Origin of the sequence: Lysinibacillus sp. OL1 (genome assembly GCF_004332175.1) — a bacterium.
GTDB lineage: Bacteria > Bacillota > Bacilli > Bacillales_A > Planococcaceae > Lysinibacillus > Lysinibacillus capsici.
The window spans coordinates 20635-43676 of record NZ_SJDS01000001.1 but is presented as its reverse complement, the minus strand read 5'-3'; the positions used below and the strand labels follow the sequence as shown (position 1 = coordinate 43676).

Below are 23042 nucleotides of genomic sequence, written 5' to 3'. Positions count from 1 at the left end.
TTACAGAAAAAAAATTAGCAGGAATATTATTTTCCTGCTAATCTTTCTTGGTGCTCTTGGAAACGACGATGTACAGTCGCCTTACTTACCTCAAATCCTAACCCTCTAAGCGTTATAGAAATTTCTTCAAAGGTAAATCCACGTTTGCGGAGCTTCACAATTTCCTCTACAGGTAGATCTTTTCGCTCCTGCCCCTGCGGATTACCTCGGTTCGATAAATTATTTTCTGGACGATAGCCGTTTTCTACAGCACGTCGCATACCTCGTCGAATTTTAGCATTATGGATTCTACGCTGATACTCCTCTACAATCGCTAAAATTTCAAGCAGCATCGTATCCATTTCATTTAATTGAACTGGGCCTGCATCACGCATCGAAAAAACGTCAGTTGCTGACTTTTGTAATAAATGTAATACAGCCATCCTTGCATTGCCTCGTCCTAAACGAGTTTCATCTTGGACAAAAAGAGCATTAATGTTCTTATCTTTTATAAAATCAAGCATTTCTAGTAAGCCTTCACGTTCTACATCATAGCCACTATGTTGATCTTTAAACACGCCCTTCACCGCATAGCCTTGCTCTTTAGCATAGCGCAGCAACTCTTCCTGCTGGCGCTCTAATGAGGAGCTTTGTGTTTCTTTTTCAGTACTTACGCGACAATAGACAACAGCCGATAGTTGATTATTTATCATTGTTCATTTCTCGCAATTTCGATAGTATTGATGGGACTGGCTTGATCACTCACTACAGGAATAACTAGAGATTTTCCCGCTACAATTTTAATATCTGCTAGTTCATTTTCCGTTTTTACAAGCTTTATCCAATCATCAGTACTCATTTTACCACGATATTGCTCAGCTAACGACCACAAGCTATCTCCATGTTCAATTTGAATTTCTGCGTAACTAACTTTTCCTGGATCAGTAATGTAAAGGTATGCTGCAAATAGTAAACAAGCTCCTATTAAAATTGAGATATGTGTGTTTTTCTTCAACCATGTCATAATCATTACCCCTTTTTAAGAATGTTTGTTCGGAATGTATGTTCCCATAATAAAGCGAACAAACGTTTTTGTCAAACACTTTTCGAACCTATGTTTGCATACATGTTCGCATTCTGTTATACTATCAAATAAGTAGAATGATATTAGAAAAAAGAGGTGAGCACTCATGAAAAAAGTTTCGAAAAGACAAGAGGACATTTTAGCTTTCATTAAGGAAGAGGTACGAGCTAAAGGATATCCACCATCAGTACGTGAAATTGGTGAAGCAGTTGGACTTGCTTCCAGTTCAACTGTTCATGGACATTTAGCTCGATTAGAACAAAAAGGCTTTATTCGTCGAGATCCAACAAAGCCACGCGCAATTGAAATTTTAGAGCCTGAAGAATCCATTCAAAAGCAACAGGTGATCCATGTCCCACTTGTCGGGAAGGTTACAGCTGGTTCTCCAATTACAGCAATTGAAAATATTGAAGAATACTTCCCATTACCCGATACGTATGGCACAAGTGAAGATCAATTGTTCATGCTAGAAATCATGGGGGAATCAATGATTGAAGCTGGGATTTTAGATGGAGATTTAGTCATTGTCAAACAAAAGGCAACAGCTAATAATGGGGATATTGTTGTAGCTATGACAGCTGAGGATGAAGCAACTGTAAAACGTTTCTTTAAAGAGAAAAACCATTTCCGTTTACAACCTGAAAATTCTTCTATGGAACCTATTATTGTCGATCAAGTTTCTATTTTAGGACAAGTTGTAGGTCTTTACAGACGTGTACATTAACGATTAAAGCAGGTTTTGAGGATTATGTTCCTTCTAAGAGCATGTATCCTCTTTTTTACGCAAAAAAAGAATCCATATACGATTGGATTCTTTGTATAATGCCCCTTCTAAGCTTCCTTCTTAAATTTTAAGCTCGCTTCAATAAAGGCTGAAAATAGCTTTTGAGCACTCTCATCTCCTGCTATGGCTAGTTCCTCAGGATGCCACTGAACAGCCAAGCAAAATGGCATCTCCTCATGAACTACCGCTTCGATAATACCGTCGCTGGATTTTGCTGCTACTTTTAATTTTTCTGCTAACACATTCACCGCTTGATGATGAAATGAATTCACTGCAATCTTCTCTTGTTCAACGATAGTCGCTAATAGATTGTCAGCAATAACCTGTACAGAATGGGTAGCTACAGCTCGACCTGATTGCTGCATATGTTGGAGTAACTTGGTACTAAAGTGATCACTATCAATATCCTGATATAAGGTACCACCTAATGCAACATTTAGTATTTGAATTCCTCGACAGATCCCGAAAATAGGCATCTTACGTTGGAATGCGGCTTCAATCAATGCTAACTCAATCGTATCTCGCGCTGGATGAATTTTTCCAAGCTTTAATGAAGGCTCAGCCCCGAATAGAAATGGGTGCACATCATGACCACCAGATAATAATAAACCGTCTGTAAGGGCTAAAATCTGGGCTGCCTCTTCTTCTACTCCAATTGGAATAATCAGTGGAATTCCACCTGCTTCAATGATGCTTTTACTGTAAGCAGCATTTAATTGAGAGGATAAATCATCCTCAACAAAGGCTGTAATACCAATAATCGGTTTCACTTGCTTCCCTCCAAATTCTTGAAAATTGCACAATTACCAAAAGCCTAGATACCAATTAATTAATACATCGCCATAGAAATAAACAATAACTGCGGCCAATGCAATAGATGGCCCAAACGGAATGGGTGTTTTTCTCCCCTGTTTGTTTTTCGATAACATGGTAATCCCGACAATCATACCAATCACTGCTGCTAAAAATAGCGTTAACAGTGTATCAATCGTACCCAGAACGAGACCAATTAAAAAGAATAATTTAATATCGCCTCCACCCATGCCACCGTTTGATAGCACAGCAATGATATATAATATGCCAAAACCAACCACAGCACCCACAAGAGAGTCCCACCACGGTGTTAATGGTGACAGCACTCGTCCAATAGCTAGCAAAGGTAAAAAGAATACTAACACCTTATCTGGAATTAGCATATAGGCCAAATCTGACACAACGATAATAACTAATAAGGAGATAAAAAGGAACGCTACTATCAATTCTATGCCCAAGCCTAGCTGCCAATAAGCAAAGGCAAATAATACACCTGTCATTAATTCTATGACTGGGTAAACCCAAGAAATTTTATTGCCACAACCCCGACATTTTCCTCCTAAAAATACATAAGACAAAACTGGTACTAAATCAAGCGCCGTTAGTCGTCTCTGGCATTTTGGACAATGTGAAGGAGGATGTACAATCGACTCCTTCTGTGGTACACGTAAGCCAACTACATTATAAAAAGAGCCAAAGACAAGTCCAAATAAAAAAATAAAGATCGTATAAGCCATTTCCAATTTTATGTCCTCCTAAACCAATAGGCGCCCATACAAATGAAGTATGGTGCGCCTATCAATAAAGTTTTATTGTTGTTCCTCGTAATAGAACGTCGTCACTTGCACTGTTGCCTTTAACGTAAGATCTGCATCTTTCTCAAGCTGTGCCTGCTCTCCTGGCAATTTAAATTCAATCTTATCGGTTTTCATGACACGCTCTAATTGTTCAACCTCCTGTAAAAAGCTTTCAAGAGAATTAAAATCAAGCGCACCCACCTCTAATATAAAAGTAATAAGCTTTAGATTAGTTGGTAAAGAGTCCTCCGAAAGAGATGCAATCGGTGTAGTACTCTCCTTGTTCTGCTGATCACCATTGACCTCTGCTTCAGCCTGCTCCAACATATTGAGATCATTCGATACATCAGAAGGTGTCACAGTGCCGTCTTCACCTTGAACCGTTAAAGACAGTATACGAGTTCCTGTCACCTCTTCAATCTCAGCTAAATCAAGAATAATCTTTTCAACGGCTCTTGTTGCAGGTAGCTTTTGTCTTAAGGCTAATATATTGATAGTAGGCTGTCCCTGCTCCTTGTCTAATTGTGCTAGTTGTTCTTTGACATTAGCTAATTCTTGCTGCACCTGCAATACATTACTCTCTTTTTCATTCACCTCATCCAATTTTGGTGACAGCAAATAATAATACAGCGCAAATAAAATAGCAGCTATCAACGCCAGTAACAAGATCATAGATGAATTTTTACTACTCGTTAATTTATTCATGAGCGTCGTCCTCCAGCTAAATACATAAAATCGATTGTTGCTGTGATGGACACTGAATATCGCGGTACTTCTTTAAATTTTTGTTGGGGTGTTAACGCCCTTTGTTCACCTAGCTCTATTTCAAAGTTTGAGACAGTGTTAATTTGAGCATCTGTAAAATAGCTACTCATTAAAAGTCGCTCCACATATTTCGATATATCTGTCATCGTTTCAAAATCCACTTCAATATTCACTGTGTTCTCTCCGAAAACGTAGCTACGTAAATAGGAATGAGTTGGTAATAAAGTTTTTGTTTCATCAATTAACGGTGTTACAGGATAAGAAACGCTTTGAATAAAAGTCACAGACTCTTCCAACGAACCCTGATCGACACTTTGTCGTGCGTCTAGCTCTTGCTGCAATTGATTAAGCTGTGTTGTTAATGCCTGTTCCTCTGCAGTCAATCGAGACAATTCACTTTTGGATGTAAAAAATAAAAAAAGTAAATAAGCTACAATAAGTCCCACAATGACAATCACCAAGCTATAAAAAAGCTTGGGAGAGGTTGTTCTTTTTTCAAGTTGTGGTAAGAGGTTTATATCTGGAACCATTAACGAACCTCCTTCAAAGCTAAGCCAAGCAACGTTGAAAATTCTCGCTTAAAGCGAGGAAACGATTTCTCAATTTTTTTCCCATCGACAACCCTCAGTGGTGGTTCTAAATTAGAAGCGAGTAAGTTCCCAATTGATTTCAATAGTGGGTTATCGCCAAGCATGATAATTTCATCCACTGTTTTTTCACCTTTATGTAAAGAAAACTTAAAGAAATTCATCATCCGATCAATCTCTAGAACCTGATCCATTACGACCATTTGATAATTCTCTGATTCGCCATTATAAATAAATTGATAGCTAAACTCATTCTCCTTCTTCCCCTGCCATTGCGTCATATCTACTTCAATGGTTTGATAGCGCAAAAACTCCACTTGGCCATTGGAAAAAATACTGATAGAGAGTTCATTAATCGACCATTCTGCTATTAAATATGTTTTATTAGGCATTAATAAGGACATGTGCTCTAATAAGCGTATATTACAAAGCGCACGAATATCGGCAGCTTCGGGTTCTAATGAAACATCTAACAGCATCCCTACTAGTTTCGTAATCTCTTCAGAAGGCGCAGCAAATAAGATAGCCTTGCCATCCTCGGCATCTGCATCATACACATCAATTAAAGGGTCCTGAAATGGTAAATGAATGGAATGTCCCAATTCCATCTCAGCATATCCTCTTAATTCCTGAGGCTTTACATCTTTAGGGTGCTCAAAGTTTTTTAATAGAACCGTCGTATCAGGGACAAACATGCGAACAGCCTGTTTTTTCCCTGTCCATTTCATTACTTGCTCTTTAATCACCTCAAAAAGAGCTACCTCGTCGATTATTGTCCCATTTTCAACGATTCCAGCTGCTAAAGGGTATTCATAGCCCTGCCACTGATTAGGCTCTGGTCCTTTCGCCACAATCGCACGTAGCACATAATCCTTCAGTTCAATCGAAACATGCGACTTTCTTTTTCTCTTAAACATGTGAAAAGACCCCCTTATCCTATTCAGTATAAATGATTTTTTCAATTAGTCATCCATTTCCCAGCCAGAAACGCAAATTTTCTTGCGCTTCTGAGTGGGTTGGGAGGACTGATTATTCCTTACCTTTTGTATCTTTATTATCTTCCGGTTTTTCCCCGCCAGCTTTTACCAATCTGTCATTAATCTCTTTTTCTGTTGCTTTATTATCTTTAACTTGAAATTCTGTTAACTTAATATCCTTTAATCTAGGGTACGTAACTTCCCAACCAGTTGTTGTATTTAATTCAACAACAGTACCAGCTAAATCTACACCATCTACATACGGTTTTAATGATTCATCATTACATTTATTTTCTTTACATGCCCCATCAATATAAGCAATTTTAGCACCTGCTAGAATATTTGATGCCTCCGCTAAAATTGCACGGTCCTTCGACTTATTAATAATATTACCAATTGCAGGTACAGCGATTGCTGCGATAATTGCTAGGATAACAATTACAGCTAATAGTTCAACTAATGTTAAACCTTTCTCATTTTTCAATAGTTTTTTATTTTTCCATTTTTTTAACATAATGAAATCCTCCTTAATAGTTTTATATGAAGTGTGTGTACACGCGCTTCTGAACATTATGGCGAAGCTGCACAATCTCGCCCAATACATTTGCCACCAGTTCCCTTGCTGCCCTTACGAATATCGTCTGCAATATGCTGTAAGGTGGCATTATCAAAATTAATATATTTGCCATTGCTGTAATAAATCGCATGTGCATTGAAATAGTAGGTGCCCTCGATAAATTGGACATTGGCATTCTGACCTTCTTTATCTGCCTCTAATATTTTGCCTGCACTGTCTAAATAACCATCAGATACTAATTTTCCCACTTCAACCATCTGCCATTGATCGGCGGTTGGATGCTCCATAAAATAGAACTGCGCGGCATGAATGACATTGATAGCATCTGCCTTTAATGCCTTATAACGTGAATTATCAATGACATTACTTATAGCTGGAATTGCAATGGCAGCAATGATAGCTAGAATAACAATGACTGCCAATAACTCGACTAATGTCAAGCCCTTTTCGTTCATTACCCTCATTTCCATGTCCAGTCTCTCCTTTAATACTTAACCATGAAGATACCTACTTGCCGCTTCCTTTTGTTAGCAAATCTAAGTAGATATTTCCCATTAAGCGGAACAAAAGGGCATCCATATCAATATTGTAAACATTACATATTTTCATATAGTTGGAACATTGGTAAGAATATAGCCGCAACGATCACTCCTACAACTAGAGCCAGTACCACAATCATTAAAGGCTCAATGAGTGACTTCATGGTATCGACAGCACGGTTTACTTCCTCTTCATAAAAATCAGCGATCTTTTCAAGCATGTAATCCAAGGAGCCTGTTTTCTCACCAATTGAGGTCATTTGTGTAACGAGTGGTGGAAATAGCCAGCTTTTTTCAAGTGGCTCTGATAATGTGCCACCCTTTTCTAAATTATCGCGCGCTTCCAGTACTACTTTCCCCATTACAGGATTACCACCAACCTTTTCGACAATCGTTAGGGCTTGTAAGATTGGTACGGAGCTGCTAAAGAGTGTTGACAAGGTTCTTGTCATTCTCGCGATAATATCCTTTTGCAAAAGCTGTCCAAAGATTGGCATACGCAGTAAAAATACATTGACGGCATAATGAAACTCTTTATTATTTTTATAGAAATAGTGTAGACCCACTACTAATACCAATAGCCCTAAAATCACAAGGTACCAAAACTGAATGAGCCAATCACTAATACCCACTACAATGACCGTTATTAACGGCATTTCCAAATTCATTTCCTTAAATGCATCCATAAAGGTTGGCACAATGAACACCATTAAAAACATACCAACCACTAGTGTTAAAAGCGATAAAATCGCTGGATAGGTCATCGCAGATTGAATTTTTTTCTTAATGTTGTATTGCTTCTCAAGTGTGCTTGCAAGACGATCTAATGTATCGTCGACATTCCCTGTAGCCTCACCAGCACGCATCATATTGACAAATAGCAATGGGAACACTTTGGGGTGTTTGCCTGCTGCATCTGAAAATGCCATACCATTTCGAATATCCTCTTCAACCTGCATTAATGCTCGCTTTAGTGGTTTACTCCGTGTTTGCTCACCCAAAATATGGGTTGCTTCAACGACAGGAACGCCCGCACGAATTAATGTCGCATATTGCCGACAATAAATAACAAATTCCTGGTGCTTCACTTTTGTCCCAAAAGCAATATCTTTATGTAAAATGCTATTTGATTCTTGAAGTTCTCTTGCATTAATTCCTTGTGCTCGAAGCTTTTCCATGGCCACCTTTTTATTCGGTGCCTCGATAATGCCCTTTTTAGGTGCTCCTGTTTTGGTACGACCACTATAACGAAATATCGTCAACTATAATCACCAGCGTTCATATATGGTCTTGCATCCTCTAGTGAAATCTTACCTGTCGTAATTAGGTGCTGCATCGAATATTCCAATGTGTGCATACCCAAAGCTTTACTTGTCTGCATCACACTTGGAATTTGGTGAATTTTTTCGTTACGAATTAAATTTGAAATAGCAGGTGCCTGTACTAAAATTTCTGTCGCAGCAATACGCCCTTTTACATCCTTACGTACAAATAAACGCTGAGAAACAATCCCTTGTAGTACATTCGCAAGCTGCACACGAATTTGACTCTGCTGATGCGGTGGAAATACATCGATAATACGGTCGATCGTCGTTGGTGCACTACTTGTATGCAGTGTAGCCATAACTAAATGCCCTGTTTCAGCAGCCGTAATAGCCGTTGAAATGGTTTCATAATCTCGCATCTCCCCAACTAAAATAATATCTGGATCCTGACGTAATGATGCACGTAAACCATTGGCAAAGCTCATTGTATCGACACCAATCTCCCGTTGATTGATGACAGACTTCTTATGTGTATGCAAATATTCAATTGGATCCTCTAACGTAATAATATGTTTAGATCTTGTTTCATTGATATGATCTATCATGGCTGCCAAGGTAGTTGATTTCCCTGAGCCTGTTGGGCCTGTCACTAATATTAAGCCTTGTGGTTTTTCTGCAAGCTTATATAACACCTGTGGCATATTGAGCGCTTCAATAGAAGGAATTTTAGCCTCAATTAAACGAGCTGCAATCGTTACTTCATTTCGTTGATGGTATGCATTGACACGGAATCGACATTTCCCAGGCAATGAAAAGTTAAAGTCCGTTTCTCCCTTGTCCTCAAATTCCTGTTGTTTATGGACAGGAAGAATGACCTTTACCATTTCCTTTAAATCCTCTGTTTCAAGTGGGACTGTGCCGTAATGCTCCAGTTGCCCATGGATACGATATACCGGTGGAATACCTTTCGTTAAATGAAGGTCAGATGCTTTTTCTTCAAATGCACGTGTTAATAATTCAACGATTGAATATGCTGTCATTTTTTTCACCCCTAGTCTGCACTTGCAACACGTAATATTTCTGATGTGGTTGTTTGGCCTGCTACAACCTTTTGTAATCCATCCACTAATAGGGTATGGTAGCCTTTTTCTTTCATATAATCACGGAGGACGCGATCACCAACACGATTTAAAATCATATCCTTTATTTGGCGATCAACAGGGAGGATTTCATGAATCGCCATCCGTCCTCTGTAGCCTGTTTGATTGCAGGCAGGACATCCACGCCCTTTTTTACCATGTGTTACGCCTTCCACCCCATTTTCCTCAAGTATTTCAAGCTCGCGAGAAGTGAATATATATGGTTCAGCACAATCACGACAAACTTTTCGTACAAGACGTTGCGCCATGATTCCTACCAGGGAAGAGGATAATAAAAATGGCTCGATCCCCATATCATGGAGCCGTGAGATAGATTCGATGGCACTATTAGTATGCAGTGTACTTAATACTAAATGGCCTGTTAGTGAAGCACGTATAGCAATTTGAGCTGTTTCAAGATCCCGAATTTCCCCTACCATTACAATGTCGGGGTCCTGTCGTAAAATCGATCGTAACCCTACCGCAAATGTTAAGCCGACTTCTTCTTTTACTTGAATCTGATTGATACCATCTAACTGATATTCCACTGGGTCCTCAACCGTAATAATATTGACGCCTTCTTCATTTAAATGAGAAAGTGCTGCATATAACGTAGAGGATTTCCCTGAGCCTGTTGGTCCAGTAATTAGCATCATACCGTTTGGATGGGCTATCATTTTCCTGAAAAGTGCTTCATTACTTGCACTAAAGCCTAATTTATCAATATCATTGGCTGAATTGGTTAAATCTAAAATACGCATAACTACCTTTTCACCATAAACTGTTGGTAGTGTCGCTAAACGGATATCGACAGGTCTAAAATTAACATTAGTTTTAATACGTCCATCCTGAGGAATACGATTTTCTGTAATATTTAAATTTCCCATAATTTTAATACGAGCCAACACGACATTTTGCATGTGCTTTGGCAAGGATCGCTCAGTACGTAGCACACCATCTACTCGATAGCGGACACGAAGCTCTGTTTCTTGTGGATCAAAATGGATATCGCTAGCGCGCTGTGCGACACCATTGGCAATAATTTGATTCACTAAACGAACAATAGGTGAATCCTCATTCTCTATTTCCTCTTGTGTTTCCGTACTTGTGGCAGCCAAATCCAACATGGCCGCATCCATTGATTCCTGTAAATCATAGTATTTTGTTATCGTCCGATATAAATCATCTTTTGCCGCAATACTTGTCTCGATTTGACAGCCTGTCGTCATACGAACTTCTTCAATGGCGAAATAATCCATTGGGTCTTCCATTGCAATAAATAATTTATTTTTTTCTTTGCGAATCGGCATAATATTTGTCCGCTTTGCCAGCTCTGCTGGAATTAGCTGTAATAATTCGGGACTAATAGAAAACTGATTCAGGCTGATATGAGGGATACCAAGCTGGAATTCTAAGACTTCAATAAGCTGCTGCTCTGTTAAGAAATTTTCTTTGATAAGGAAATCTCCAAGCTTCTCATTTTTCATCTTAGTCGTTAATGCGTACTCAAGCTGGTCAGCAGTAATAACACCTGATTCAACCAGTAAATCCCCTAAACGTTTACGCCCTGGCTTCATTGCCATAAACATACCTCCAATCGTTATGGACTTGTTTGTACAAAATTACCACCCTTATCATAGTAGCCATAGACAATTTCTGGTCCTTCTTGCTTTGTTTCCTCTGGTTTTGAAGGTTTCACATCAGGCAAGCCATTACCATCTAAATCCACTTCTAAATCAGGATCTGATGCAGCAGCCCCTACGTTCTGAGTAGGCGTTGTGTTAATAACAGGCTCCTGCGAAGAACGCGTAACAATTCGATTTTGAGGTGCATAATAATCTCTACTAATGAATTGTTCTTCTGTTGCTCCGTTCTCTACAATGGAACGATAAACTTCCACTCTTGAACCCTCTTTCCCCTCTTGCTCCACTCGTTCTTGTCCAGCCTTTAACTCCTCCGAATAGCGATAAATAATGCGTGGCTTTACAATTTTATCCTTGCTAACACGTACTGTAATGTCCTTGTCTTTCGCGGCTGCAAAAACTTCTATCTTTAATTGATTACCCTCTATAGATGCTTTCAGTTTACCGAGCTGCTCAGACCGATTAATAAATTGTAAGTCTTTTCCTAAAGCTGCATTGATATCTGCCTCAATTCCCTGTTGCAAATAGCTTGGATTTATTTCCTGAGAGTGTCTTTCTAAAATTTCGTAATCCGTTTGAAGAATAACACTATATAGCATTGATGCCACAAAATCTAAACCTGCATCATTGACAACCCCAGCCTGTTCATCTAAAAGTGTAAGCAACGAGATGGATTGATTTGGAACTAGATGGACATCATTTAATAACGGAATGATTTTTGCTACTCCTTGACTATTTGCTGGTAGCTCGGCAATCTGAAAGGCAATCCTTTCCCCGGTTTGCATGGAATCTTCATTGATAACGGCTTCAACCTTATGCTCCTTCAAATAGCTGGCCTGTAAGATTAGTTTCTGGAGTGTTTTATCTGTATCCCAAACACCTGCTTCATTTATTTGCTGCGTAATCGCTTCATTGACGGTAACAGGAATGGGAATATGAACTACTTTTTCTTTTTGCCAAAAAGCATACCAAGGCTTTTTTGTCAGCATTTCGTACTGAGCAATAGCTGCTGATAGATCAAAAACAAATTGTTTCGAGTCAATGGTTTTGGCTATACCCTCACTAACAATTTCCATTTCAGCATCTTGCCATTCTGAAATTGCATTTTGTAGCGTAGTTGCCAAATCTGCGGTTTTCACATCGTAGATCTCAATACCTCCAATGGTTGAAGATTCAGGACCTTCTTTAGCAAAAACTGTGTCATTTAGCACAAATGATGGAACAAAAAATCCCACAATTAGAACAATTACCAAAAACAAGCTAATTATTTTTATGTATATTTTCATCCACATCATCCTTTATTTAACTTAGTGGTTTTTCTATTTATATACAAATGATACTACAACTATGGTATTCTGGCACTACTAAAATGCAACTTTGTTCCGATTTTGACTAGATATTTCACATGAAAATTCAAAAATAATTCAACAATTAGTCACAAAGAACTATACATAACCTTAAATTCCTTTCGATACATAGTTTGAATTTGTTATAATAGCCTTAATCAACTATTATAATGCATTATATTTTGAACTTACTTACATAATAAGAAATTTTTATTTTATAATAAATTGAAGATAACTATATCTTTAGCATTAAAAATAATTATGATATTCAGGAGGTTTTACACACCTTATATGATATTTATTTTTATGAACACCAAATGATGAAAGATTTATTAGTCTTCAAACGGCTGAATAAAGCATTGCTCTGAGAAGTCCTCATTATATAGGTATGTGCAAAGAAATCAATAAAATAAAATTGGATACTCAAAACAGATCAAACTATTGATATATCAGTAGTTGTATAGGGAGGGAATTGATTTGATAAAACATCTTAAAAACAATCATGGCATGACGTTGATCGAAGTTGTTGCCGCCCTTTTAATAATAGGCATTGTGTTAATTTCATTTTTCGGCTTACTCGTTCAGTCAAATAAAACAACACATAAGTCAAATGATATTATGGATGCTACTTATGCGGCACAAAAAAAAATGGAGGAGATTTATAATTTGTCTAGCGGTGCTGATTCTTATGATGATTTAACAGGGGGCTATACATTGGATGAAGAAAGCACTAGAACGTCCTTGTCTTCTTTACCTACTAATCAAGTGTATAAATATCTACCACATGAAGAAGATCGTTATACTTACTATTTAACATTAGAAACATTTCCTGAAGATGACACTTATAAAAATGCGATTTATGTGCATCTAAAAGTTATTGAAAACAGCACAAACAGCACAGCCACTATGGAAAATGTGTATATACTAGGGGGGACAAAATAAAATGAAATGGCTTCGAAATAGCAAAGGTCTTACATTATTCGAAGTGCTTACAGTCGTTGTTATTCTTGCCATCGTATCCATGCTGAGTATTAGTATTGTAACATCTGCTACAAAGCAACAACTTGAGCAAAGTACACATAATCGTGATATTAAGGATATATCCTTTGCATTAAAAGTAATTACGCAGGATTTTCGGAAGAGTGATGACCTCGATTCAGAAAAAGATGAAACAACCGACCCTCCGACAGAACTACACACATTATTGTTAGGTGATGAAATTATATCAACTTATAGATTAGAAAATAATCAAATTATTCGAAATTCAAACGGCAAGGATGAAGTCATTGCATATAGAATATCATCATTTACGATCAGTGGAGGCGCTATTGAAATTATAAGTGAAGATGGTCAAACTGTTACAACAGATATTACTCAAAGGAGAGGAAATTAATGAGTAAACAAATTAAAAATCAACGAGGTTCAGCTCTTGCGCTTGCGTTATTTTTAGTTGTGATTATCTCAATCCTTGGTATTTCTTTACTCAGTGTCTCTTCAAACAGTCTAAAACAAGTAGACTATGAGCGAAAAGATCAGGCGGTTTTTTATATTGCTGAGGCGGGGGTTAATTTAGCTAAAGAGGAAGTAAAATTTAAATTAAGAAAAATTGAAGATGACGCAATTCAAGAAATGACGAGCTGGATTGCTGAACAAAATATTTATCGCAAAGCTAATAAATTACCAAAATTATCAAAGCAAATGGCAATGGAGCATTATGTAAATGAAGTTCTAAAAAAAGAATTTGATAAAGCAATTGATAATGGAGATTTTTCTGACACATCGTTTACTATCTCTCCAGGTAAAATAGCATCTGTTAATCTACAACCGACAAGTGTAGATTTTAAAGTCAAAATCATTTCATCTGGGACAATTGATTCTACTAGGGAGCGTGTAGTTGATCAAGAAATAAAACTTAGACCTTCCCTATATATTAAATTAGATGAGGATGATGAGGAGGAAGATGGCGACGAAATTGGTACTATACCTGGAGGTTGGGAAAATCATACCGTTCTGACATCTGGAGATATTGTATTTAATAGTAGTGGTGAAATTCATGGAGACACATCTTTAAGGTACGGGAATGTTATTTTTAATAACTATTCTGGAAAAATCCTTACTGAAGATGGTTCAATTGGTGGAAATATTAATATGGATAGTACAAAACAGTCCATTACAACTAAAAATCAACAACAAAAGAATGAGTGGCATTACCCTAAAGCCATATTACCACCACTTGCCATTGACCCAAAAAGCTTTTTACCGAATGATTATTGGAAAAGTACATCAGATAAAACAAATCAATTATCTGAGCTTTATCCATTACAAAAATATACGATAACCAAAAGTGGAAATAAAATAGATTTAGTGTCTAATGGTGTATTATCAACAAGAGAGGGGCAGCCATTCGCTTGGCTAAGAACTGATGTAACATTTAATTTAACAGAAGACACTCATTTAAAAGCTATTGAAATTTACAGTAATAGAACAATTACTATTAATGTAGATAAGGAAGTAAATTTATTAGTAGATGATTTTGATATGAATTATGGCACAATAAATGTCACAGGGAATGGGAAGTTGAATTTATATGTAAAAAAATTCACTGCTCTTAACTCTACTACTGGATTTAACGCAAATACAGCAGACCCTTCAAAAGTTAATTTCTATTACGTAGGCTCATCACAATTCACCTTAAATGGTTCGACACCATTTTATGCAACATTATTTAACCAAAGTGCTAATATGTCATTGGGTGGGAGCTCTAAAGTATATGGTAATATTATTTCTGGAGGAAGTAAAATCACTGTTTCTGGAAGTACACCTACTACAGGTCAATATGTTATTGCACCTAATGCTGAGTTAATTATAGATGGGAGCGCTTCTATTAGAGGTTCCGTTATAGCTGACTCTATAAATTTCACTGGTAATGGTAGAATTTACAAAGGTTCTAATTTACCTCCCCTGCCACCAGGTGTAGGGCCATCGGATGATTTCGAAGAATTACCTAACCCTGATGGTGGAAGATTACCTCTTGAAGAAGGCTCTATTATAGAAAGTTAATAACTACAAAGAAATAAACAATGCGAAACCTAATGATTTTCTAAACAAATGAAACAGCCAAGGAGAAATGCAACTCTCATTTGGCTGTTTTATCATCTTTCCTTTTAACATCGTTACAATAAAAGGTATACGCTTTGGTATTTTGTATTTAATGACTACCTTTTACTAGCAATTATATCTTTATTCTATTCATTTTTCCTCAACAACCTACCCGACAATAGCATTCCAATACCACCAATGGTAATAAATAGAACAGCTCTAATCAGTAAATCAAGGGCAGATAAGTCAAAGAAAATTAGCTTAATAAATGCGATAACTAAAATAATAAAGCCTGTTGTGCGCAATGTTTTTAAATGATGTGTGGAACTAATCCATAGTGATACACTAGCAGTTAAGAATAATGTAATAGTTGTAAGAGCGATACTTAGCTTCCAATCAAGGGCGTTGTTAAACGTAAACTGATGGATCAGCCCCCATATTGAAATCATCGTGAGCACAATCCCCGTACTTACAATGGCGTCCACATATTTCCCCAGACGGTCCTCGTACAATCGATAAATAATTCCTTTTACAAGCACATCAGCGACAATCGCTACAACCACTGCTAAATAAATTAATCTAGTGATAGTGTTTAAGCTTTCCAACATTGACACCCTAGTACTAATCATCAAGGAGACAAGTAGGAAAAATGCGCCAAGTACTGGCGTTAAAGCACGCCCTTTGTAAGTTTCCTCTACAAATAAAGAACCAGTAAATAATACAGCTAGTACGATACACACCATATATGGAATGTCATTTGTGGCTGTAAAGTATACGGCATCTAGCTTGCTAATATAGGCTAAGAAATAGCCAGCTGTGACCACTGCTAAAATATCGATTACATACAAATCCTTCATGACCTTTTCAAAAGGTGAGAGTGCCTCTTTAGGACGTCTTGCATATAAATAAATAATGATGAAATAGATGATTGGCATAAATAAGCTTAAATGATCGATGCTGAAAAATGGACTTGGTTCATGGAAAACAAAGTTTAGTGTAAATGTCATCACAAGGGAAAGTGAAGTAACGACCTTCATCATACTTGCACGTATTCGTAAGCTCATCATCACGCCTGCAAATGCAATCAAAGGATACAATAAATCATCCACTTTATTCGGAATATTCAATAGAAGTATCATATTACAGAAGGTGATAAACACAAGTGTCACAGCACTATCCAGTACCTCCTGCCATTTTTGACGATAGCTATAAAACGCTACAGCGCCAAATAAAGCCATTAAAATGAGGAGTAGCATTTCTCCATTTTCAAGAGAACGAATGATTAGGTTCAGCAGTAATAAACTAAATGAGCCTAAAGAAAATTGGAGTCCAATGTGAAGTGGCTTCCATTTGGATTGTGCGTTATACAGTAAACACCATATTGCATAAAAGATTGCTAGAATCACAAGTAAGCCAAGTGCAAAAACTACTTGCTGATCACTATTCATAAATGCTATAACACTCACTGCTAGCACTGAAAAGAATGTGGCGATATAAAGGGCTAGCTTTTGCTTGTGCTGGTAAATCACTAACTGCAATGCAGCAAACAATACGACCACAAATAATAAAATAATGACAGCACTAAAATCCATATATTCTAGTAAGTAAGGTAGTAATAATGATGTAAAGGCAACAAAAACAGTTAGTGCTTCATTTTTCTTCAAATAGCTAATGGCAATACCATAGGCAATATAAAGCAGCGTAATGCCTAGTGCTGGAATAAGACCAATGATTTCATATAATATGGCACTCGCTGCGGTTGTTAAAATACCAACAATAAATGCCCCACCATATAAAGAAATCGTTATAGCTGATGAGCCTACTTTCCTACGCTCTAGTACATAGGCTATAACCGCCAATCCCACCGATAGTACATAGGCAAGGATGATTTTCACGCCATCCGATAAATAGCCATAGTCACTGACAAGTTTTAGACCCCAAAGTACGCCCATTACTAAAATAACCATGAATACTTTTGGAAGTGCCCACATAACACGTTCCTCCATCGATGGCTGTGGTTGCACTTCTTTTTCCGCTACTTTAGTCGGGATAGGCTTCGACTCCAGTACTGGTTTTGGTTTAATTGGTTCTGATTGCTTGATCATCGACTGTCTGGCATCAAGAGTATTAATTTTTTCAGCTCTTTGCGAACCTTTTAATACTGACAACTCCTGACGTAAATCTGCCATTTCCTCCTCGAGCTTTGCAATTCTGCGCTCCAATTCAAGGGACATTCAATCATCCTCCCCACTTTATCAATTTTCTAACATTATAACATATTTATCCTTATTGTAAAATTACACTTTTTGTTCATTTTATCTCGGTCTCCGATACATTAAGGCACGTTCACTATCACTAGTGCCCCGTGTGGTTGGATCGACAATGACCCCCATTAACACAAGAATGGACAAGACTGTATTTAAAATAGATGATATTTGCTCACTCATCACCCCTGTAAAATCATAGCCAAAAATTGCAGCCACTTGTTGTGCGAGTAAGAGCAGCAATGAAAATAGCCCTAGTAGAAATGGAATATGTTGAAGACGAACCTTCCAATTAATTCTCATAAAAGCTCACCTCCCCCCCTCTTGCCACAGTATATGCATAGTGGTTATGTGACACATATGCAAAAATGGAATTCTCGCCAAGTTACTAGGATTTTTTGATAATATTTTGTGATGCAAACTATTTTCAAACATAGAAAGTGAAGGAAGCTTTTTCATGAATAACATGTTCATCTATTTAGTTTACTTAGAGCCCTCTCAAAAATGAGAAGGTTTTTTTTATGTAAAAATTTTTGTACATTTTTTTACCAAATCATTGACAATGGATGCCATAAGTTACATGGTTAGTTACACAAGTAATTAACCAACTAACAAGTGAGGTGGATTGTGATTCATTCTTTAAATAACGAAAAGCCCATTTTCCAACAAATACGTGAAAGAATAGAAGATGCCATTCTAGATGGACAGCTACAGCCTGAAGATCGCATTCCATCTACAAATGAGTTTGCAAAAGAATACCAGATTAATCCTGCAACTGCTGGGAAAGGCGTGAATGAATTAGTGGATAAGGGCGTCATTTATAAAAAGAGAGGTGTCGGTATGTTTGTCCATGCAGACGCCAAAAATATTTTAATTACTGAGCGTAAAGAAAGCTTTGTCCAGCAACATATTGAACCATTGAAAAAGGAAGCAAGACGTCTAGGCATTTCAGATGAAGAGTTACAAAAATTGATACAAGGGGGATCATGAATGAAAATTAATGTGAGTAATGTCACGAAATCCTATAAACAGAAAGCAGCTTTGAAAAATATCTCTTTCACCATGGAGGGACCAAAGATTATTGGCCTTTTAGGACACAATGGTGCTGGCAAAACAACTTTTTTGAATTTATTATCAGGCCTCATCTCTACAACAAGCGGAGAAATTTTAGTTAACGGAGAAAATGTCTTTAATGCCCCATCCACATTACGTGATATTTGCTTTGTGGCTGAAAGTGGCAACTTTCAAGAAGAAATGACCATTGCCCAAACATTAAAGGCCAATCGCTTCTTTTATCCAAAATGGGATGAGGAGCTAGCTCAGGAACTGCTACAAGTATTCGCCCTGAATCCAAAAGATAAAGTGCGTAACCTTTCAAAAGGGATGGTCTCCGCACTTGGAATTATTACAGGCTTTGCAAGTTGTACAGCTATAACTATATTCGATGAACCATATATCGGTTTAGATGTAGCCGCACGTAATATGTTTTATGATTTGTTAATTGAGCAGCAAACAGAAAATCCGCGATTATTTATTCTATCTACACATTTAATCGATGAGGCGAGCGAGCTATTTGAGGAAATTTTCATTCTACATGAGGGCGAACTTTTGCTCCAAAAGACCACTGATGAATGGCGAGATCATATTGTGGCTGTAAAAGGCAATGCCTCAGATGTTGAGAGAGCAATTGGGGATTTACAAGTAATCTATCAACATACATTTATGCAAGAGATGACAGCTATTGTCTTCGCAAATGGTCAATCCATTGAAGATCAGAACATTACGCTTGAATCTGTTTCTCTTCAAGATATGCTCGTCTATTTAAGTAAACAGAAAGTGAGGCCAGGGCGATGAACACGATGAAAGGCAGTTTTTATATCTTATTTCAAAGCTATAAGAAGCAAAATATTATTTTTTGGAGCATTTTATTTTCGATTGTGCTTTTGTCATTTTTCTTAGATGCATTTTTTGGTCAATATGTATCATTTGCTATGACTATTTCAATTCCTGTTTATATTTTTTACAGTATGATGGCAACAAAACTTCTCAATAAAACCTTACCCTATTTTTTAAAGCTAGGATTAAGTCGTCAGCAATATATGTTGTATGTCGGGCTATTTTTTATCAGCTGGAGTCTGGTCGGTGCCTTGATTATTGCGTGTGCTCATCAAATCATTTCTTATGTTTCTACCCTATTCAATATCAAAGATATTATTATCATCCACCCTATCTTATTTTTTGATATTACCCATTCATTTTTCCAAACAGTAGTATTGGATACGGTCTTGCTTTTATTTTGTCTAAGTTCTGGCCTTCTCCTTAACGTTGTTTTTTATCGTTTAGGCATACTAGGAGGCTATAGCTTAATTGGTTTCCTAGCATTAATACCTATATTAATGGTGATCTTTGAATGGTATTCTCCGTTGTATAAACTATTAGCCAATTCATCTATATTAGCGATTTTAGGGAGCATGTTTGTTTTTAGTATTTTCCTCTATCTAGTTATTTCAGCTAGTATGCGAAAGGTTTCTGTAAATCCTGTATAAATAGAATAGGAGGAAGATAATAACATGAACTCAAAAATGTTGATAAAAATAATTGGTTTAGAGTCTCTACTCCTATTTTTCTATGTTTTAAATGGTGCCTTTGTTTCTATCAAACAACCTTTAAGCCCTTTTCTACAGTTTGCGCTGTCAATCCCATTTGCATTAGGTCTCTTCATATATATAGCGACGAAAAAGAAATGGAGAGAATATTTCTTTTATCCTATTAATAAGAATCATTTCTTCATCACCTTACCGCTTCTTCTTATTTTCGGCATCATCTTAGTAAGCACAAAAGGATTGAATATGACATCTATTAGTGATTTAGTTGTCATGTTTATCATGCAAATTTTCATTGTAGCGTTTATTGAGGAGTCTGTATTTAGAGGCATTATGCTACGCATGCTATTAGCAAAAGGGGCTTTTTCTGCTGTCTGGATTTCTAGTATATTGTTTGGCGTCACACATGCGTTACAATTACTAGATGGCCAATCTCTAGAAGATACGATTCTTCAAATCATCTATGCTCTTTTAGTTGGCCTTGTTCTAGCTTTACTTGTATTGGAAGGTCAATCAATTATCGTAACAATTATTTTCCATGGACTGAATAATTTCTTTAACATTATGGGAAATACGGCAGGCTCCATGTTAAGTGCCTATCTTATCATTTTAGTACTCTTTATCTACATGCTGACGTTATGGAGACGTCTAAAGAAAATCGATTACAATCTGTTTATGAAAAATGCCAAGTCCATTTAAGACTTGGCATTTTAGTTAGAAGAGTAGGTGACCAACCAATGCGGCAATTGGAAGAGAAATAAGCGTACGTAGTATAAATAAGACGACTAAATCCAAAAATTTCAATGGAATTTTTGTACCTAAAATAAGTCCACCTACCTCAGACATATAGATCAGCTGTGACACAGAAACAACTGCAATAACAAATCTAGTAACATCCGATTCAATCCCTGCCCCTAAAATAGAAGGTAGAAACATATCGGCAAAGCCAACAACCATTGTTTGCGCTGCTTCAGCCGCTTCAGGTAAGCCAAGGACGGTTAAAATTGGCTCGAATGGTTTTCCTAAAATCACAAAAATACTTGTAAATTCAGCAAGCATTAAGGCAATTGTCCCAAAAGCCATAACGATAGGGGCAACACCCACCCATAAATCAATTACATTTCTAGAGCCATCTTTGAAAAATTGTCGAGGATCACGATTTGCATGCGCAATAGCAAGTGCATTTTCTAAGCCATGTGAGACAGAATTATAGCCCTCTGGTAATTTCTCACGTGAATAATCTACTGGTGTCCCATCTATATATGTATCTTCTTTTTTCGCAAGTGGATAGATTCGAGGCATAATAATGGCTAATACAATTCCACAAAGGACTACTGTCAAATAATAAGGAATAAAATAGCGTGCCAAATGCACAGTATCCAGCACAACGATACAGAATGTGATGGACACTACTGAGAAACTTGTGGCAATAATCGCAGCTTCTTTTTTTGTATAGTTCCCCATCTCATATTGTTTACTTGTCATTAACACACCTATTGTGCCATCACCAACCCATGAAGTAAGAGCATCAATGGAAGAACGCCCTGGACTTTTAAACAGTGGCCGCATAATTTTCACCATCATTGTCCCGAAAAATTCAAGTAAACCGAAGTTTGTTAAAAACGGTAAAAGGAAACCAGCAAACAAAAAAATGGTAAATAAAAACGTCACAAGTCCCTCATTTGGATCCATTAGGAGTCCACCTGTATTTTCATTATTAATGGCAGAAGGTCCAAAATTAAAGACCACCATTGAAGCAAAGGCTAAACCGATAAAACGAGTAATGGTCCAAAACCAATTAACATAAAACAATGAATCTAAAATACTAGGTTCTTTAGCATTTTTACGAGGGATAAATTTCGCTATCAGTGCACCAATCGCAGAGATGGCAAACATTATAATTGTAAAATAGCTAATGACCGGAGCCACAATCCCCGCTAAAACATTGGCTAGTATGGCAATGGGCACTTTCCAGCCCTCTTCTGTTAAAAGGGGGGTCATAAATAGAAAGATACCAATTAAAGACGGAATAATGAAGTAAAAATATGTAGCAACAGAATACTTTTTCATTTTTTTATAAAACCTCATCTCTTTTAATCTCAATAATTTATGTATTTTGCATTACAACAATTAAAATAGTGTTTATAAGAAACATTTATTTATCCATCGTTGTACTACTATACAAGCAAATATATGTTGTGTTCATTCACTATCTCATCCCTCCTTCTGTTATAGGACTATTTTAAAAGCTTTGAAGTATTGAGCATTAAATAGAATAACACTCACATTATTCATGTTTTTATACCATTAACGTGTTATAAAACTATTGTAAACGCTACAACACATTTGGTTCAACCTCGCAATATTCTGAATTTTTATACATCCATAAATAAAAGAGTCTAACTTCTTAATTCGAAATTAGACTCCTGTGAATGAGCTAGCAATTCTAGTATGCATCAGCATTTTTTTAATTGTTTTACTGGACCTTTCGTGACTTCAGTCAGTTTTGAATTGATCGCAAAGATTTTTGCGTTGATAGTAGTAATCCCAAATTCAGCTAGCCTTTTGGAATGCATTTCTATATATTGTTCAGCTGTGCGTTTAGATTCGAATAGATAGATGCCGCCTGCTTCGTTTGTTTCAGGGCTCTCTGTCCAAATTTTCCACAAAAGTCCTTCCTCTTCATAAATACTTTTGGCTAAATCAGAAAACGCTTCTGCCATCACATCACCAAATGGTCCATCCAATTTAAAATCTACCTGTAATACGTATGTCATTGCC

25 protein-coding genes are annotated in these 23042 nt (G+C 37.0%); 8 read left to right on the top strand and 17 right to left on the bottom strand.

Annotation, left to right across the window (positions count from 1 at the left end; all coding sequences use genetic code 11):
• Positions 1-26: 26 nt before the first annotated feature.
• Positions 27-692: a YneB family resolvase-like protein gene (locus EW028_RS00220; protein WP_004232122.1), complete on the bottom strand. Its 666-nt coding sequence runs from the start codon at positions 690-692 to the stop codon at positions 27-29.
• A complete protein-coding gene (yneA, locus tag EW028_RS00215) occupies positions 689-1003 on the bottom strand; it encodes a cell division suppressor protein YneA (RefSeq protein ID WP_066036589.1) in 315 nt (104 codons plus the stop codon). Before yneA ends, EW028_RS00220 begins: the two co-directional genes overlap by 4 nt.
• Positions 1004-1169: 166 nt before the next feature.
• Between yneA and lexA the strand changes: the two genes are divergently transcribed.
• Positions 1170-1787, top strand: a complete 618-nt coding sequence (gene lexA / locus EW028_RS00210) for a transcriptional repressor LexA (protein ID WP_004232118.1) — start codon at positions 1170-1172, stop codon at positions 1785-1787.
• Positions 1788-1894: 107 nt separating this feature from the next.
• Here lexA and EW028_RS00205 read toward each other — a convergent pair whose 3' ends face one another.
• The 11 genes from EW028_RS00205 to EW028_RS00155 form a co-directional block, all read right to left on the bottom strand.
• On the bottom strand, positions 1895-2617 hold the full coding sequence (locus tag EW028_RS00205) for a gamma-glutamyl-gamma-aminobutyrate hydrolase family protein (RefSeq protein WP_131519510.1): 723 nt from the start codon (positions 2615-2617) through the stop codon (positions 1895-1897).
• Between the two features lie 33 nt (positions 2618-2650).
• Entirely contained in the window at positions 2651-3403 is a 753-nt protein-coding gene (locus EW028_RS00200; protein WP_131519509.1) for a prepilin peptidase, read from the bottom strand.
• A 66-nt stretch (positions 3404-3469) separates the two neighbouring features.
• Positions 3470-4162: a hypothetical protein gene (locus EW028_RS00195; RefSeq protein ID WP_131519508.1), complete on the bottom strand. Its 693-nt coding sequence runs from the start codon at positions 4160-4162 to the stop codon at positions 3470-3472.
• Positions 4159-4752, bottom strand: a complete 594-nt coding sequence (locus tag EW028_RS00190; protein WP_131519507.1) for a PilN domain-containing protein — start codon at positions 4750-4752, stop codon at positions 4159-4161. Before EW028_RS00190 ends, EW028_RS00195 begins: the two co-directional genes overlap by 4 nt.
• Entirely contained in the window at positions 4752-5726 is a 975-nt protein-coding gene (gene pilM, locus EW028_RS00185) for a type IV pilus biogenesis protein PilM (protein WP_131519506.1), read from the bottom strand. Before pilM ends, EW028_RS00190 begins: the two co-directional genes overlap by 1 nt.
• 112 nt (positions 5727-5838) lie before the next feature.
• Positions 5839-6300, bottom strand: a complete 462-nt coding sequence (locus EW028_RS00180) for a prepilin-type N-terminal cleavage/methylation domain-containing protein (RefSeq protein WP_131519505.1) — start codon at positions 6298-6300, stop codon at positions 5839-5841.
• 56 nt (positions 6301-6356) lie between these two features.
• On the bottom strand, positions 6357-6833 hold the full coding sequence (locus tag EW028_RS00175) for a prepilin-type N-terminal cleavage/methylation domain-containing protein (RefSeq protein WP_131519504.1): 477 nt from the start codon (positions 6831-6833) through the stop codon (positions 6357-6359).
• Between the two features lie 125 nt (positions 6834-6958).
• The gene (locus EW028_RS00170) at positions 6959-8164 is read right to left on the bottom strand and encodes a type II secretion system F family protein (RefSeq protein WP_036080216.1); all 1206 of its coding nucleotides are present in this window, start codon (positions 8162-8164) and stop codon (positions 6959-6961) included.
• Positions 8161-9207 (bottom strand): type IV pilus twitching motility protein PilT, encoded by a 1047-nt coding sequence (locus tag EW028_RS00165; RefSeq protein WP_016991992.1) that lies wholly within the window; start codon positions 9205-9207, stop codon positions 8161-8163. Before EW028_RS00165 ends, EW028_RS00170 begins: the two co-directional genes overlap by 4 nt.
• An 11-nt stretch (positions 9208-9218) precedes the next feature.
• Positions 9219-10889, bottom strand: coding sequence for a GspE/PulE family protein (locus EW028_RS00160; protein WP_369823970.1), 1671 nt, complete (start codon positions 10887-10889; stop codon positions 9219-9221).
• Between the two features lie 17 nt (positions 10890-10906).
• The gene (locus EW028_RS00155; protein ID WP_131519503.1) at positions 10907-12235 is read right to left on the bottom strand and encodes a G5 domain-containing protein; all 1329 of its coding nucleotides are present in this window, start codon (positions 12233-12235) and stop codon (positions 10907-10909) included.
• A gap of 537 nt (positions 12236-12772) precedes the next feature.
• Here EW028_RS00155 and EW028_RS00150 point away from each other — a divergent pair.
• The 3 genes from EW028_RS00150 to EW028_RS00140 are packed head-to-tail and all read left to right on the top strand — an operon-like array spanning position 12773 to position 15355.
• The gene (locus EW028_RS00150) at positions 12773-13237 is read left to right on the top strand and encodes a type IV pilus modification PilV family protein (RefSeq protein WP_131519502.1); all 465 of its coding nucleotides are present in this window, start codon (positions 12773-12775) and stop codon (positions 13235-13237) included.
• Position 13238: 1 nt separating this feature from the next.
• Positions 13239-13688, top strand: coding sequence for a PulJ/GspJ family protein (locus EW028_RS00145; RefSeq protein WP_131519501.1), 450 nt, complete (start codon positions 13239-13241; stop codon positions 13686-13688).
• On the top strand, positions 13688-15355 hold the full coding sequence (locus EW028_RS00140; RefSeq protein ID WP_131519500.1) for a pilus assembly PilX N-terminal domain-containing protein: 1668 nt from the start codon (positions 13688-13690) through the stop codon (positions 15353-15355). The genes EW028_RS00145 and EW028_RS00140 overlap by 1 nt, the downstream gene beginning before the upstream one ends.
• A gap of 185 nt (positions 15356-15540) precedes the next feature.
• Here the strand turns inward: EW028_RS00140 and EW028_RS00135 are convergent, their stop codons facing one another.
• Complete coding sequence (locus EW028_RS00135) at positions 15541-17628, bottom strand: DUF2339 domain-containing protein (RefSeq protein ID WP_131519499.1); 2088 nt, start codon at positions 17626-17628, stop codon at positions 15541-15543.
• An 81-nt stretch (positions 17629-17709) separates the two neighbouring features.
• Complete coding sequence (locus EW028_RS00130; protein WP_131519498.1) at positions 17710-17961, bottom strand: phage holin; 252 nt, start codon at positions 17959-17961, stop codon at positions 17710-17712.
• A 324-nt stretch (positions 17962-18285) separates the two neighbouring features.
• On the opposite strand from EW028_RS00130, the gene EW028_RS00125 reads away from it, so the two are divergent.
• From EW028_RS00125 to EW028_RS00110, 4 genes are read left to right on the top strand one after another with little or no spacing between them, the layout of a single operon-like run.
• A complete protein-coding gene (locus tag EW028_RS00125) occupies positions 18286-18648 on the top strand; it encodes a GntR family transcriptional regulator (RefSeq protein WP_131519497.1) in 363 nt (120 codons plus the stop codon).
• Positions 18649-19512, top strand: coding sequence for an ABC transporter ATP-binding protein (locus EW028_RS00120; protein ID WP_131519496.1), 864 nt, complete (start codon positions 18649-18651; stop codon positions 19510-19512).
• Entirely contained in the window at positions 19509-20204 is a 696-nt protein-coding gene (locus EW028_RS00115) for a hypothetical protein (RefSeq protein WP_054550576.1), read from the top strand. The genes EW028_RS00120 and EW028_RS00115 overlap by 4 nt, the downstream gene beginning before the upstream one ends.
• A gap of 24 nt (positions 20205-20228) precedes the next feature.
• On the top strand, positions 20229-20960 hold the full coding sequence (locus EW028_RS00110) for a CPBP family intramembrane glutamic endopeptidase (RefSeq protein ID WP_131519495.1): 732 nt from the start codon (positions 20229-20231) through the stop codon (positions 20958-20960).
• Positions 20961-20975: 15 nt separating this feature from the next.
• Here EW028_RS00110 and EW028_RS00105 read toward each other — a convergent pair whose 3' ends face one another.
• Positions 20976-22331, bottom strand: a complete 1356-nt coding sequence (locus EW028_RS00105; RefSeq protein ID WP_131519494.1) for a YjiH family protein — start codon at positions 22329-22331, stop codon at positions 20976-20978.
• Positions 22332-22717: 386 nt separating this feature from the next.
• Complete coding sequence (locus EW028_RS00100; protein WP_131519493.1) at positions 22718-23038, bottom strand: monooxygenase; 321 nt, start codon at positions 23036-23038, stop codon at positions 22718-22720.
• Positions 23039-23042: the final 4 nt, after the last annotated feature.